16 protein-coding genes are annotated in these 14176 nt (G+C 59.1%); 13 read left to right on the top strand and 3 right to left on the bottom strand.

The window, feature by feature from the left end; genetic code table 11:
• Positions 1–235: 235 nt before the first annotated feature.
• The 6 genes from B0E33_RS19730 (at position 236) to B0E33_RS19705 (ending at position 4145) form a co-directional block, all read left to right on the top strand.
• Entirely contained in the window at positions 236–763 is a 528-nt protein-coding gene (locus tag B0E33_RS19730) for a GNAT family N-acetyltransferase (protein ID WP_077292164.1), read from the top strand.
• On the top strand, positions 760–1608 hold the full coding sequence (locus B0E33_RS19725) for a 23S rRNA (adenine(2030)-N(6))-methyltransferase RlmJ (RefSeq protein WP_062487725.1): 849 nt from the start codon (positions 760–762) through the stop codon (positions 1606–1608). The genes B0E33_RS19730 and B0E33_RS19725 overlap by 4 nt, the downstream gene beginning before the upstream one ends.
• A 97-nt stretch (positions 1609–1705) precedes the next feature.
• Positions 1706–2152 (top strand): hypothetical protein, encoded by a 447-nt coding sequence (locus B0E33_RS19720; RefSeq protein ID WP_208984223.1) that lies wholly within the window; start codon positions 1706–1708, stop codon positions 2150–2152.
• 29 nt (positions 2153–2181) lie between these two features.
• Positions 2182–2838, top strand: coding sequence for a ribonuclease T2 family protein (locus B0E33_RS19715; RefSeq protein ID WP_062487723.1), 657 nt, complete (start codon positions 2182–2184; stop codon positions 2836–2838).
• Positions 2839–2885: 47 nt separating this feature from the next.
• Entirely contained in the window at positions 2886–3536 is a 651-nt protein-coding gene (locus B0E33_RS19710) for a glutathione S-transferase family protein (RefSeq protein WP_077292163.1), read from the top strand.
• Positions 3537–3713: 177 nt separating this feature from the next.
• Positions 3714–4145 (top strand): DUF6165 family protein, encoded by a 432-nt coding sequence (locus tag B0E33_RS19705; protein ID WP_208997894.1) that lies wholly within the window; start codon positions 3714–3716, stop codon positions 4143–4145.
• Positions 4146–4151: 6 nt separating this feature from the next.
• Here the strand turns inward: B0E33_RS19705 and B0E33_RS19700 are convergent, their stop codons facing one another.
• Positions 4152–4913, bottom strand: coding sequence for an FkbM family methyltransferase (locus tag B0E33_RS19700; protein WP_077292161.1), 762 nt, complete (start codon positions 4911–4913; stop codon positions 4152–4154).
• A 172-nt stretch (positions 4914–5085) separates the two neighbouring features.
• Here B0E33_RS19700 and B0E33_RS19695 point away from each other — a divergent pair, with 172 nt between their 5' ends.
• The 5 genes from B0E33_RS19695 (at position 5086) to B0E33_RS19675 (ending at position 9691) form a co-directional block, all read left to right on the top strand.
• Positions 5086–5853: an FkbM family methyltransferase gene (locus tag B0E33_RS19695; protein WP_077292160.1), complete on the top strand. Its 768-nt coding sequence runs from the start codon at positions 5086–5088 to the stop codon at positions 5851–5853.
• A gap of 22 nt (positions 5854–5875) precedes the next feature.
• Positions 5876–7255 carry a tetratricopeptide repeat-containing glycosyltransferase family protein gene (locus tag B0E33_RS19690; RefSeq protein WP_156912446.1) on the top strand — a complete coding sequence of 460 codons (1380 nt, stop codon included), beginning with the start codon at positions 5876–5878 and terminating at the stop codon, positions 7253–7255.
• Positions 7256–7394: 139 nt separating this feature from the next.
• A complete protein-coding gene (locus B0E33_RS19685) occupies positions 7395–7976 on the top strand; it encodes a hypothetical protein (protein WP_077292158.1) in 582 nt (193 codons plus the stop codon).
• A gap of 19 nt (positions 7977–7995) precedes the next feature.
• Complete coding sequence (locus B0E33_RS19680; protein ID WP_208997668.1) at positions 7996–8778, top strand: hypothetical protein; 783 nt, start codon at positions 7996–7998, stop codon at positions 8776–8778.
• Positions 8779–8869: 91 nt separating this feature from the next.
• Positions 8870–9691 carry a hypothetical protein gene (locus B0E33_RS19675; protein ID WP_055655804.1) on the top strand — a complete coding sequence of 274 codons (822 nt, stop codon included), beginning with the start codon at positions 8870–8872 and terminating at the stop codon, positions 9689–9691.
• Between the two features lie 130 nt (positions 9692–9821).
• On the opposite strand, the gene B0E33_RS19670 is transcribed toward B0E33_RS19675, so the two are convergent.
• Positions 9822–10046, bottom strand: coding sequence for a tautomerase family protein (locus B0E33_RS19670; RefSeq protein ID WP_022998030.1), 225 nt, complete (start codon positions 10044–10046; stop codon positions 9822–9824).
• A gap of 149 nt (positions 10047–10195) precedes the next feature.
• On the opposite strand from B0E33_RS19670, the gene B0E33_RS19665 reads away from it, so the two are divergent.
• On the top strand, positions 10196–11803 hold the full coding sequence (locus B0E33_RS19665) for a winged helix-turn-helix domain-containing tetratricopeptide repeat protein (RefSeq protein WP_077292156.1): 1608 nt from the start codon (positions 10196–10198) through the stop codon (positions 11801–11803).
• Between the two features lie 372 nt (positions 11804–12175).
• Positions 12176–13609, top strand: a complete 1434-nt coding sequence (locus tag B0E33_RS19660) for a glyceraldehyde-3-phosphate dehydrogenase (protein ID WP_077292155.1) — start codon at positions 12176–12178, stop codon at positions 13607–13609.
• Positions 13610–13725: 116 nt separating this feature from the next.
• Here the strand turns inward: B0E33_RS19660 and B0E33_RS19655 are convergent, their stop codons facing one another.
• The gene (locus tag B0E33_RS19655; RefSeq protein ID WP_265733575.1) at positions 13726–14067 is read right to left on the bottom strand and encodes an AbiU2 domain-containing protein; all 342 of its coding nucleotides are present in this window, start codon (positions 14065–14067) and stop codon (positions 13726–13728) included.
• Positions 14068–14176: the final 109 nt, after the last annotated feature.

Here is a 14176-nt window from a genome sequence, read left to right as displayed (position 1 = left end):
CTCCCCTAGCCCCTGCCACACAGAGGCTTGAGAGCATGAAGCAAGTGGGCGCAGCCTTGCTGCGCCCACATTCTTTTTACCGACAATGCCGGCACCGCCTCCCCCGACCTGACTTGGAGCCGTGCCGGTTTCCCTTGATCCTCAGCAGTAGCTGCAATCAACGGATCCAGCGGACATCTTTCCACTTCCTGCCGAAGCCCCTATAAGGCGGGTCCGAAATCCACCGTGGTGCCCCATGCTTGCCGTTTCATCCGATACCCTGACCATCCGACCGTTCCTGCCGGGCGACCTCGGCGCGTTGCTGCCGCTGAACAATGCTGCTGTTCCGGCCGTCAACGAACTGACAGCCGAAGAACTGCTTGATCTGGTCAATTCCGCCCTTGTCTGTCTTGTTGCAGTCGTGGACGACACGCCTGCCGGTTTCCTGCTGTGCCTGGGTGACGGCGCCGGCTATGACAGCCGCAATTATCAATGGCTGAGCGAACGCGTTTCAAATTTTGCCTACACCGACCGGATCTGCGTCGACGAGAGCCTTCGGGGCAAGAAGATCGGCGACGCCCTTTACGGCGCGCTGTTTGAACGTTTTGCCGGCAGTGGTCGTGTTTTCGTCTGCGAAGTCAACGAACGCCCCGCCAACCCGGGCTCGATACGGTTCCACAGCCGTCTCGGTTTCTCGGAAATCGGCAAGGCAGACCATGGCGACAAGGCAGTCATCTTCTTCAAGCGCGATGCTGAACCTGCCACCGGGAACCAGTCCGAATGAACTACCGCCATGCCTATCATGCGGGAAACATCGGCGACGTCCTGAAGCACGTCGTACTGGCCCGCCTGATCGCCTATTTCCAGCGCAAGGACAAAGCCTTCCGCATCCTCGACACCCACGCGGGCATCGGTCTTTACGATCTCAATTCGCAGGAGATGCAGAAGACAGGTGAATGGCAACTGGGCATCGGCAAGGTGCTTGAGGCCGATATTCCGCCTCAGATAGCCGAATTGCTTGCTCCCTGGCTGACGGCAGTGCGCGCGCTCAACGACGGCGACGCGCTGAAGGTTTATCCGGGCTCGCCCATGGTCGCACGGCAGTTGATGCGCAAGCAGGACCGCCTGACGCTGACGGAACTGCACCCGGCGGATTTCAAGACGCTCGCGGAGCGGTTCGCGGGAGACCATCAGGTCAAGACCATCCACCTGGACGGCTGGCTTGCCATGGGAAGCTTTCTGCCCCCCAAGGAGAAACGCGGTCTTGTGCTGATCGACCCCGCCTTCGAGGTGACGGACGAATTCTCCCGCATGACCGACGCCGTGGTGAAGGCCTACAGGAAATGGCCAGGCGGCACCTATGCACTCTGGTATCCGATGAAGGATGTCAGAGCGATCCGGCGCATGCATGGCGACTTCGACGAAGCTGGCCTGCGCGACGTACTGAGCCTCGACCTCAACGTCGGCAAGAGCGGCCCGGACACCAGAATGCTCGGTTCGGGCATGACACTGATCAACGCCCCTTTCACGCTTGCGGAGGAAATGCGCCTGGTTCTGCCCTGGTTGTGCGACGTCCTGCACCAGGGACCCGGCACCAGCTGGAACGTAACGCAGCTGATCGGCGAATAAAGCCCCTACAGTGACACTTTTACCGGGATCGAACCTTGACCTTCCGACCCGGCTCCCCCATCGTCTCCTACACAGTTTGATTTCCGGAGTTTATGCCGTGAGTATTGCCCGATCCGTCTGCTTGACCCTGTCAGCCTTGGCCTTTTGCGCAAGCTTGGCTGCACCGGCTGCCGCGAATGACGACCGTGTCTACTTCTCGTTTGGCAGTGACAAGCGCTTGCCGGATTGCACGGCCGCATCCGTTCAAAGTGCCGTCGCAGGCACCGTCGCCCGGGCTCGCAAGGACTATTACGGCGGCCGCACGATCCTGAGCATCGACGGCATCAGTGAAGTCAACAACAGCGGCAATGACGTCAGCCCGATCGAGCGCCGCTACTGCAAGGGCACGGCCAGCCTGTCGGACGGCACCATTCAGTCCGTCCACTACATGGTGGAAGAGCACGCCGGTTTCGTCGGGCTCAGCTGGAATGTGGAGGCCTGCCTCGCTCCTCTGGACAAGTGGCGGGTCTACGGCGACCATTGCAGCACGGCGCGCCCGCACTAAGGCCACGGCTTCCCCAAGAAGGTTGATCCATGGCGCTGCTCGGCCATATCGGAAGACTGTCCGTCTGCCTTCTGGCGGGACTTCTGAGCCTGCCAGCCTCTGCTGATCAGTCCGGAAAATTCGATTTCTATGTCCTCGCCCTGTCCTGGTCGCCGACCTACTGCAAGCAACAGGGCGCGGATGCCAATCCACATCAATGTGATGTCTCCAAGCCCTTTCGCTTCGTCGTGCATGGCCTGTGGCCCCAATACGAGCGTGGCTTCCCGGAAAGCTGCCCCGGCGCGCCGAAGCGCATCGACCGGCAAATCGCCGTTTCGATGGAAGACATCATGCCGAGCCACAATCTCGTCTTCCACGAATGGCGCAAGCACGGCACATGCTCCGGCCTGACGCCGGAAGACTACTTCGACCTCACCCGCGAGGCTTTCGACAAGATCACGATCCCCGGGGCCTTCCGCACACTCGACAAGCGCGGCAAGGCCGCACCCGATACCGTTGAGAAAGCCTTCCGGCTTGCCAATCCGGGCCTCAAGGAGGACGGGCTTGCCGTCACCTGCGACCGGGGCGAACTTGAGGAAGTCCGCATCTGCCTCACGCGGGATCTGGAATTCCGTGCCTGCCGCGAGGTCGACAGATCCGGCTGCCGCGCCGGCAGCCTGTCCGTGCCGCCACCCGGCGCACGCTAACCGTCTTATACACCCCAACCGCCTTCTTCTTTCAGGAGTTCGGACCCATGATGAAACTTCGCTCGTCTCCCCCTTCGCCTTTCGGCCGCAAGGTGAAGCTCGCCCTGTCCATTCTCGGCCTCAAGGGCAAGGTCGAGATCGAAGACGCCAATACTGCCGATCCCTCTGACAGCCTCCGCAGCCAGAACCCGCTCGGCAAGATCCCGGCACTGGTCCTGGAAAACGGCGACGTTCTCTACGACAGCTCCGTCATTCTGGAATACCTCGACTTCCTGGCGGGCGGCGGCAAGCTGTTTCCGGAGGGTGAAGCCCGGTTTCCGGTCCTGCGGGACCAGACACTGGCGGACGGAATCATGGATGCGGCCATCCTTCGGGTCTACGAGAAGCGCTTCAAGGAACCGAAGTACCGTGATCCGGCCTGGGACGCCTATCAGGCAGCCAAGATGGACCGTGGCCTGAAGCACTTTGAAGACAACACGCCACCTGTTCCGGCAACCGCTGCAGACGCCAATGCCGGCTCCCTGACGCTCGCCTGCGCCCTCGGCTACCTGGATATCCGTTTTGCCGGCGAATGGCGGCAGACCCATCCGAAACTTGTGGCCTGGCTGGACGCCTTTGAAGCAGCCGTCCCCGCCTTCACCGACACCAAGGTGCCGCCTGCCCCCGTTCCGGACAACGCCCCGGCCCTGCTGCAGTAATCGCCTGCCTGCAGCAACATGCAATCAGCCAGCCCTGGTAACGCAGGGCTGGCTTTTTTTGTTCGGCGGGAGGTTCAGTGCCCCTGCTCTGCAAGCACGCCAATTAACGGACCAGCGACTTGATGCTACAGTTCTGATACCAGCGGGAAGAACATAAAGGCATGTGTCTTGGTCGAGATGATCTACATACCGATTTCACCGGCTGAACTCCTCGACAAGATCACCATCCTTGAAATCAAGGCCGACCGCATATCCGCTCCGGAGAAACTGGAACACGTCCGCTTCGAATTGGCTTCGCTCAGAGAGATTTACGACCGGCACATGCCTGATACGGGCCAGGTCCACACCTGGAAGGCCCGGCTGAAAAGCCTCAATGAAAGTCTGTGGAGTTTCGAAGACGACATCCGCAACTGCGACCGATCGCAGGATTGCAAGGACCGCTTCGTGGATCTGGCACGACGCATTTACCAGACAAATGACAAACGCGCGGCACTGAAGCAGGAGATCAATACGGAACTCGGGTCTCGTATTGTCGAGATAAAATCATACGCCGCCGTCAGCAGTCTGCAGAAACTCCCCTTGTCCGTTCAAGACGAACACGAAGTTTGAAAACTGCTAGAAATTCGCCAATGGATCTCTCGGCTCCCGCCGCGTCCAACCGTTCGGCAGCAACTGATAGACGTCGTATTCTGGAAGCATTTCCGCGAAGTCGTTCAGCGTCCTGCTGCGGAACATCTGGTGCCAGTTGAACTCCATCTGGATGAACCGCGGCCTGATTTCGGAAAACACCCTGGCAGCCCCTTCGAACACTTCGGTCTCAAAGCCTTCCGTGTCGATCTTGATAAGATCTACCGCCGTTATTCCGGCTACCCGGCAATAGGTATCAAGCGACGTCACCCGCGCCTTCACCGTTTGCTCGTTTGTGACATAACTCACCTTCTTCACCTCCTGCGAGAAGGAGGCAAGAACAGGGTTCGTTGCATCGAAATGCAGTATCCCCTCGCCGTCGAAGTTACCAACCCCGACATTTTCGCAAACGATCCTGTCGCCGTACACCTGTGTGTTTCGCACCAGCTCTCCATGCGTTGAGAGCAGCGGCTCAAAGGCAATGACGTCGGCGGACGTGTAGTTCAACAGATCAAGACGGTATCGGCCGACATTCGCACCGATGTCGAAACAGAGCCTCGGTGCAGTGGCGGCCAGGATCTCTTTCACGAAGAAGGTCTCGCCGCTCTCCAGATTGTTGTAGCCCCGCGCCGACAAGGCGGCATTCAGCAGATAGTCATTCAGCTCGGCCAGATCCGGACTGTGCCGGTTGGCGATGTACCACTCCAGGAATGCCTCGGTCAGGCTGGATGCGGATGTCTGGTCTTTCATTCGCGCCGTCACCTTTCGCCATCTCCAGTGCGTGCTCCTTCCGCCTCTTACAGCGGGATCATCAAAGCCTTTGAATTTGGGCCGCACCCTGAACTAACCTAAGGTAACTTTCGCATGGATTTGAACCATTCAATTCAAGGCAATTTCAGATCAGCCAGGACCTCACTGCCTCATGACCATGCCGGAATTCTACAGCGAGTATTCCTCGCAAGCCCTGACAGACCTCCGGGAAACGCTTGTCGGTCAGCTGAAACATGTTTTCGGGCCGAGCCGGGGCGGCTTGCGGCACGAGATCTGGGCCGTGGAAAAGGCCCTGGGCATGCACCAGCAGTATTTCAGCCAATCCGGCCAGGACAAGTTCCTGAACGACGAGGTTCTGAAACACCGTACAGGCGGCGTTTTCCTGGAACTTGGCGGATATGACGGGCTCACTGGTTCAAACAGCCTTTTCTTCGAAAAGGAGCTTGGCTGGACCGGACTGCTGATTGAGCCGTCGCCGGCAAACTTTGCAAAGGCGACGTCCGTTCGCGGCTGCAGCTGCCTCAACGCTGCGGTCGGCTCGCCGACACCTTTCGCGGATTTCCTGGAAATCCGAGCCGGCTACACCCAAAGCGGCGGTCTGCTCGCAAACATCGCTCCGGACTTTCTGGAGAGGATCCGCCGGCACCCCGAGCACGACGAGCGCATTGCAAAGATACCGGTACACTCGATCAGGGAGATACTGGCAGACGCGGGAATTGAGCGTATCGATTATGTGTCTCTCGACGTTGAAGGTGGCGAGATGGCTGTCCTGGAAGAGTTTCCCTTCGAGACCATCCCGGTCGAAGTGTGGACCATCGAGAACATTACCGACAGTCCCGAGATCCCTACCTTCATGGCTGGAAAGGGATACGAGGTGATCGAGTTTATCGGCATAGACGAAGTCTACAGAGCAACGTGAACGGGACAGCGCAGCAGACCAGATGACCAGAGCCCCCGGCCCCCTGACGGCAGATGACTTGTACGAAATGGCGCTGCGAAGCTTCGGCCGGGAGCAATGTGCCACGGCAATTGCCTATGCCGATGCCTGCCTGAAGCTCGCTCCGGGTCATGTGGACGCCTGGCTGTTGCAGGCGGAGGTGCATCTACTGGAGGAGCGGGATACGGCTGCACTCGCCTGTCTTACCCGGGCTGCTTCCATCACGCCGCCAAGCATCGTCGCCCTGCACCGCCTTGCTGCGCACTATCTGCGCCTCGGACGCCCGGAAAATGCCTTGGCCGTGGCAGAACAGCTGAAAAACCTGCAGCCGAACGATCCTGAGATAGACTATGTCCTGGCCATCGCCCGCTCCAGATCAGGCAGGCATGGCGAGGCATTCAACATCTTTCAGAGGCGCTTGCGCGACGATCCGGACGATGCCGGTTCAGCTATCGAAGCCTCCTGGCTGGCTCTGGGGCAAAGGGACTATCGGCGTGGCTGGCCGCTTTGGGAGCATCGCTTCGGCGCCGGCGTCACTCCGGCCGCCGTTCACCACCTGCCCTTCTGGGACGGATCTCCGCCAACGGAGAGGAAAATCCTGGTTCTGCCCGAGGGTGGGCACGGCGACATCATCTGGGCCACGCGGTTTCTGCCAGGCTTGAAGGCTGCCGGCGCAAGCGTCCATTTCCTGTGTCCCCCTGCCCTGTCGCACCTCCTGCAGAACCTTCAAGGTGTCGACATCTGGGTCGAGAATGCTGAAGAGCTCCCTGGGTATGGCTGCGAGTATCAGATCTCGCTTCTGTCACTGCCTTATCTGCTTGGTGTCGATGATCCGTCCCGTTACCCACCTCCGCGCCTGAAGTGCGATCCGGCGTTTGCCGAAAGGCGGGACGCCTTGCTTGCAAGGGCGAGAGCACCGCTTCGTGTCGGAATCCTCTGGTCGGGAAACGTGGACTACGGTGGCAACGCGGACCGGGCAGCGCAGCTCTCGGATTTTCTGCCGCTCGCCGAACTGCCCTTCGTTCAACTCTACAGCCTTCAGAAAGGGCTGCCCCATCGCCAGCTTATCGAAGGCGGGTTGGGTGATCTTGTCATCGATTGCGACGATTTCGATTTTGCCGAAACCGCCGCCATGATCCAGTCGCTGGACGTCATCGTGATGACCGATAGTGCGGTGGGACATATTGCCGGGGCGATCGGCACACCGGTCTGGCTGCTGCTAGACACTTTTCCCCACTGGTATCACTGCTTTGAGGGAGATCGTTCGGACTGGTATCCGGGAATGCGTTTTTTCCGGCAACAGCATCCGCGTGACTGGAGCAATGTCGTCAGGAACGTAGGCGAAGCTCTGAAAGGAGTTGCGGAAAGCAGAGGCATTTTGTAACTTTATGTCAGTTTAGCACTTAAATCTTTTATAGTATTTGGTTCTTGAGGGATAAGCTTTGGTTGACCGAAAGAAACCGGGGATCGATCAAGATCTCGTAAAACTGGGCGCAGGCAGAAGACCGTCAGCCGACAGCTCCATGGGCAGTCGGCCCGGACAGATGCATTCCGAAACCCTCACCGCCGGTCCGGCTGGATACGCTCCCTTCTCCAAACGGCCGGCGATGGACACCATTTATGCAGGACATCCGGGCTCGCGGCGACCGGTGATGGACACCATATATGCCGGTCATCCAGGCTATCGCCGACCGGTGATGGATACCATCTACGCTGGACATCCCGGCCATCGCCGACCTGCGATGGATACCATCTATGCCGGCCATCCCGGTTTCCGGCGGGCAGCTATGGAGACCGTCTATGCTGGTGGCGCAGGCTACCGCCGACCGGGAATGAACACCATCCACCCGGGACATCCCGGCTCACGGCGCGCGGTGATGAACACCGTCTACGGGGGCCGCGCGGGGTCACGGGTTCCAAACGCAAATACCGTCTTCTCACCGGGCTACGGCGTGTCTCAAATTCAGACGCGGCAAGTCACGGATCCCTTTACCCGCCAGCCCGTGACCGTTTCCTACAATACCGTCACCGGCCTTTATCTCGACAAGAGCCTCAATCGCTGGCTCCCAGCTCCGCCCTGGATCAGTGCACAATTCCGGCGATAACAAGGGCGGTGCTCCCGTGATGAGTTTCAACGTTACCGTCGATGCAAGCGGCGGAAACACTGAAGGTAGCGGGCAGGCAACGATCGGCTGGCTGCTGGCGGGCGACGAATCCCAACTGGTCTACAAGCCACCGCAAAGGCTGAAACAGCCCTCAGCCCCGCGCCAGCGAACCCATGCCAAATCCGTGACAGCCTGCCCTGCGGTCCTGGGGCTCGAAAGCAGGCTTTTCGAAGTACTATGCCCTTGCGACCTTTCCCTTCAGATGGCCGAAACCGACTTCGGTGAACCCGTGGTCGTGAACGCCGACGGGCCAATGTCCTCGGTTCGAGACGATGTCTTCGCTCACCTGATCATCCTTCATCCGCGCGAAGAATGGCGCTCGCCCGACCGCCCCATCCTGCAGATGCGCCTGCCGTATATCTTCGTTGCGGACGAGCCCACCTACATGTCGCAGCTGCCACCGTTTCAGCATGTCGGGAAATCTTCGCTTCCCGGCCTGATGATACCGGGAAGGTTCCCGATCAACGTCTGGCCGAGAACGCTGACATGGGCGTTCGAATGGCACGATATCTCCGCTCCCCTCATCCTGCGCCGCGGAGACCCGCTGTTTTATGTTCTTTTTGAAGTCTACCCCCAGTCCCGCGCCATCCAGCTGGTGGAAGCGGAACACACTCCGGAGCTGCAAGCCTATTTGCAGCAGATCAATGGCGTCGTCGGCTACGTGAACCAGACCTTTTCACTGTTCAAGGAAGCAGAAGAGCTGCGACCGGCGCAACTCGTAACTCCAAAGAAAGCACCATAGGAAACCGGTGAAACTCTGCCGAGGTCCTGACGCCTGACCCGAGACACCCGGCATCCATGCCCCGGCATCACCTTCAGAGAGGCAACAGGAAATGGCGAATGAGGCCGACGGAGCAACACCGCTCATCATCATGATCGCGATGCCGACCCGCGGCCAGGTCGAACTGCCGACGGTTCGTTCCCTCATCGCGTTGACGCAGGAGTTTCAGCACCACGGACTGCCGTTTGCGTTCGAAACCTATGGTGCCGCGAACCTCGTCATCAACCGCAACCACCTTATGAGCAAATTCCTCGCCCACAAGCAGTTCAGCCACATGCTGATGCTCGACTCCGACATGGAGTTCACGCCTGAGGCCGTGTGGCGTCTGGTCGCCTTCGGCGGCGATTTCGTCAGCGCGTCCTACCCGCAGAAATATTACAACTGGGATCTGCTCCGCCAGCTGATTGAAGCGGAAACCGCCCTGCCGGAAGCCGAGCGCAGCCCGATGGAACAGCTCGTTTCCCGCAGCATGACCTACAATCACCAGCTTCGCGACTATGACAACACTGACTGGCACCCCGAGCACCGGGATGGTTTCATCTCCATTCCCGCCGGAGGCCAGGGCCTGACGCTCTTGAGCCGGAAGGTGCCGGAAACGATGGTGGAACGCGGTGTCGTCACCAACTACCCCGACATGTCGCTGATCCCCGCCCATGCCGACATGGAGTATTACGACTTCTTCGGCCACCTTCCGACGCCAAGCGGTCGGTTGTTCCTGCATGAGGACCAGAGCTTCAGCCTGCGCTGGGTACGCGGTTGCGGCGGCACCATCTGGCTGGACTACCAGACCGAAATCCGCCATGCGGGGCTTCATACGTTCGACGGCAGGTATTCCGACAAGCTGCAGGACGATTTTCCCTCGCTTGAGGTTTGACGGCAGGTGATGCGTTCAGCATGGAAGCAAGGGTCTCATTGCGCATGAGCGCCTGATGGCATCTTCCGTTCAAAACGCAAAAGGCCGCACCACTAGGCACGGCCCTTCTTGCAACAGATTTTTTGCAGCGTCAGGCGACTTTCTTGCCCGACATGGCATGAACGTCCGCGGCGCCCAGGCGCTGACCGCCAATGGCCCAGTCACCCTGCTCGACTTCCATAATGCGGACCCAGGTGACCGGGCGCATGGCTTCGCCTTCCACGGCGACCATGGCTTCGGTCACCTTTTCGATCAGCTGGTGCTTCTGTTCGGGGGTGAAAACGTTCTTGATGACATCGATCGTAACCAGCGGCATTTCATATCTCCTAGTTCAAGTAACAGTGTTTCCAAGCAACATCGGACGTTCCCGATGAACAAGAGATACGCCTTACCCAGCGGCAATGCTTGACGGGGACATGAATATAACTGACCTTTTCATGAAGACTTTCGGGGAAAGGGGAACGTGTGCCGCAAGCCGACGCCCTGGTGTTTACCTTTGACGGATTTGAACTGGACGGCACACGTTTCGAATTGCGCCGTGATGGCGAACGCGTGGCGATCGAGCCGCAGGTCCTCTCCCTCCTCTTGCTGCTGGTCGAAAACCGCGACCGGATGGTCAGCAAGGACGAATTGATCGAGCATGTCTGGGACGGACGGATTGTCTCAGAAACCGCCGTGGCAGCGCGGATCAAGGCCGCGCGCAAGGCTGTCGGGGACAAGGGCAGCACACAGAAAGTCATCCGGACGATCCATGGCAAGGGGTTCCGGTTTGTCGCGGAGACCGAGGTTTCCAGTGCCCAGGCAAAGGCACCCCCGGCACGTTCGGGCCTGATCACCGAGGAACAGGCCGCCCCGGCAATTGAGGAAGCGCTGAAGACCGCGCGCGACGGGCGGCCCTCCATCGCCGTTCTGCCCTTCCAGTATTTTGGCGAACCGGGCCAGCACGAAATCGTGGCCGATGCGCTGCCTGCCGACATCATTGCTGATCTGTCGCGCCTGCACTGGCTGTTCGTTATCGCACGTGGATCGAGCTTCCGCTTTCGCGGACCCGATGTGGACCCGCTGTCCGCCGGTCGCCAACTCGGCGTTCGCTATGGGCTCACCGGCACGGTCGAACTTGCGGGTGAAAGCGTCACGATCGGCGTTTCGCTGATCGACATGACCAGCAGCGGCACGATCTGGGCGGAACACTATCGTGGCAGCCTGTCCGAATTGCAGCAGCTCAGACCGGAAATCGAAAGCCATGTCGTTGCCAGTCTGGCGGTTCAGATCCCGCAGAACGAAGTGCGCATCGCACGCAGACGCGCTCCGGGAGAACTGGATGCATGGGCCTGTTTTCACCTGGGGCTGGATCACATGTACCGGTTCAACCGGCAGGACAACGCCCGCGCGTCAGAACTGTTCACACGATCCCTGGAACGCGATCCCTATTTTTCCGGCGCCATGGGCGGGCTGTCCTTCACGCATTTTCAATCAGCCTTCATGCGCTTTGCGGAAGATCCCGAAGCCGAGGTCGAAAAGGCTCGCGCGCTGGCGCAGCAGGCGGTGGAGACCGACAGGCTCGATCCTTTTGCTCACTTCAATGCCGGGCGGTGTTCCTGGCTAGATGGCCGGCTGGAAGATTCAATCGCCTGGTTTGACCGGGCAACCAGCCTCAGCCCCAGTTTTGCGCAGGGTGTCTATACACGCGGGCTGGTGAGCGTGATGGCAGGTCAGGCAGCGCAGGCCGATGCAGATCTTGCTCTGGCGCTGGACCTCAGCCCTCTCGACCCGCTCGCCTATGGCATGGTGTCGGCACGTGCGCTGGTGCAATTGCAACTGGGCGACGGGCACAGGGCGGCAGAGCTTGCCGTGAAAGCAGCGCAGATGCCTGGTGCGCACAAGCATATCTCCCTGATCGCGGCCCTGACATCACACCTGGTCGGCAAGAATGCAGAAGCCCGGCAATGGCTCGCCCGGGCGAGACAGGCAGATCCGGAAATCAGTTCGGAAGTCTTCTTCGCGTCCTTCCCGTTTGCCGAAAACGGCGCTCGCGAAACGATAGAGAAAGGCCTGCGAGAACTCGGGGTGTGAAAAGGCTTCGCGACCCCATGACTTCGGGAAGCCGATCCGTCATCAACACAGGACTTGCCTGACGCCCGATGTCTGCTTGAAACCGCAGTTCGAATTCGACCGCAATTGCCGAAGACAGGTACGAATTGCCAGGTTTTGCTCTGCACTTCTACGTTCAGACCAAGTCTCTACGAGTTGATTATCTGCACTTGCAAGATTCCAGATGTAACGCTTCCAGCGGCCTGGATGCGACCAAAAGCACCCTCCCCAAATTTCAATCGATTAGTCTTCAAACTGCTTATGGACATTACGTTTCCACAAGAGCTAAAGACCGTGCGCAGGACAAAGACTTGCCACTCAGCGCGCTGGAAAGACCATAAGGGAGTTTTGTGTATGGCGGCCATGGATAACCACTTCGACAACTGGAAGGAACAACAGTCCGCTGCCGAGCAGATGATCCCGCTGGTTGGGCATCTCTACCGTGACTACGGCATCAACATCCGGATTTTTGGCCGGCGTCTTCTGAACAACTCCGCCATCGAGATCCTCAAGGCACACCGCTATGCCCTGCAGATCACCGGACAGGAACTGGACGTCACCAAGAGCCTCGAAATCGTCAAGGCAATGCTGGAGATGGACCTGGCCGCTTCACGCGTCGACCTCGGCAAGCTGTGCCACGGCTACATGGAAGAAGGCGGTGACGTTAAGAGCTTCCTCGAGAAGCAGCTGGCCAGCATCAACACCGGCAAGACATCCATCCTGCAGGAACCGCAGGATGTCGTTCTCTACGGCTTCGGGCGTATTGGACGCCTTCTTGCCCGCATGCTGATCGAACGCGTCGGTGCCGGCAACAAGATGCGCCTGCGCGCGATTGTCGTGCGCGGCGGCAAGGCCGGCGACCTGAAGAAACGCTCCAGCCTGCTGCGACGGGACTCCGTCCACGGCGCTTTCAGCGGATCCATCACCGTTGACGAAGAGCAGAATGCGATCATCGCCAACGGCAACTACATCCAGGTGATCTACGCCAACTCTCCTGCCGAGGTCGATTACACCAAATACGGCATCCGCAATGCACTGGTGGTCGACAACACCGGCATCTGGCGCGACGAGGATGGTCTTGGCCAGCACCTGAAGTGCCCGGGCGCAGCGAAGGTGATCCTGACCGCACCGGGCAAGGGCAGCATCAAGAATATCGTCTATGGCGTGAACCATGGCGACATCTCGGCAGACGACAGGATCCTGAGCGCGGCCTCCTGCACCACCAACGCCATCACGCCGGTGCTGAAGGTGATCAACGACGAGTTCGGGATCCAGAACGGCCACGTGGAAACCATCCACGCCTTCACCAACGACCAGAACCTGATCGACAACTACCACAGCGGGGATCGCCGTGGCCGGTCCGCGCCCCTGAACATGGTGTTGACGAGCACGGGCGCTGCCAGCGCGGTCGCAAAGTGCCTGCCGGAAATGAAGGGCAAGCTGACCGGCAACGCGGTGCGGGTGCCGATCCCCAACGTCTCCATGGCCATCCTCAACCTGAACCTCAAGCGCGAGACGACGGCCGAGGAAATGAACAATTACCTGCGCGGGATTTCGGTGCAGTCGCCGATGCAGGACCAGATCGACTACACGGCCTCGACCGAACTGGTTTCCTCCGATCTCGTCGGCTCCACCCATGCCGGTGTGGTCGACAGCCAGGCAACCATCGTCGACGGCGACCGGCTGGTCCTTTACGTCTGGTATGACAACGAGGCGGGCTACAGCACACAGGTGATCCGCCTGATGCAGGAAGTCGCGGGCATGAAATACCCGTCCGTCCCTGCATAACCCTGCCGTCACAGAACAGGAGGGGCCCAAGCCATGTCTTGGCCCCTTCGGGTGGCTTCTCGCCATCTAGCTGTAGAAAATATCAGAATCAATTATTGGTAGTTAGCCTAAGCCCCCTACTTCTTTTCCCAAATAGACCAAAAGTCGTCAGCCGCCTCACGGTAAGCGTCAATTTGATTATCAAGTTCGATCATGACTGTTCCCGCACCAAATGAGAGTTCTTCCCAAATGGAGCAAGTCATTTTAGCAAAACTAAACAAGTCAACATACCGGGGCTTGGGGATGCTTTCGTTTGGCCGCGCCCAATGTGCCAGCATCTTGTCCCGCATGTGTTTTAGTGGCTCAAGGCGTTGATCTACAGCCGCAGCATCGAAAAGCGCTATTGCCATTTCAAGGTTAGAACGGCGTTCAATCTGCTGTTCCTCAGTGACTCTGTTGTCATATTTTAAAAATTCTATTGCCGCTCTAAGATGAAGATCGTCTGGGTACCGAACTGGGGCTGCTCTGATCCCAGAAAATTGGATCGTTTTTGACTGGAGTTTTCCGCGCTAGGATCCCGGCTGGGAG

The organism is Roseibium algicola, from assembly GCF_001999245.1.
Lineage (GTDB): Bacteria > Pseudomonadota > Alphaproteobacteria > Rhizobiales > Stappiaceae > Roseibium > Roseibium algicola.
The sequence above is the reverse complement of the archived record's forward strand: the minus strand, read 5'-3'. Positions and strand labels throughout refer to the sequence as shown.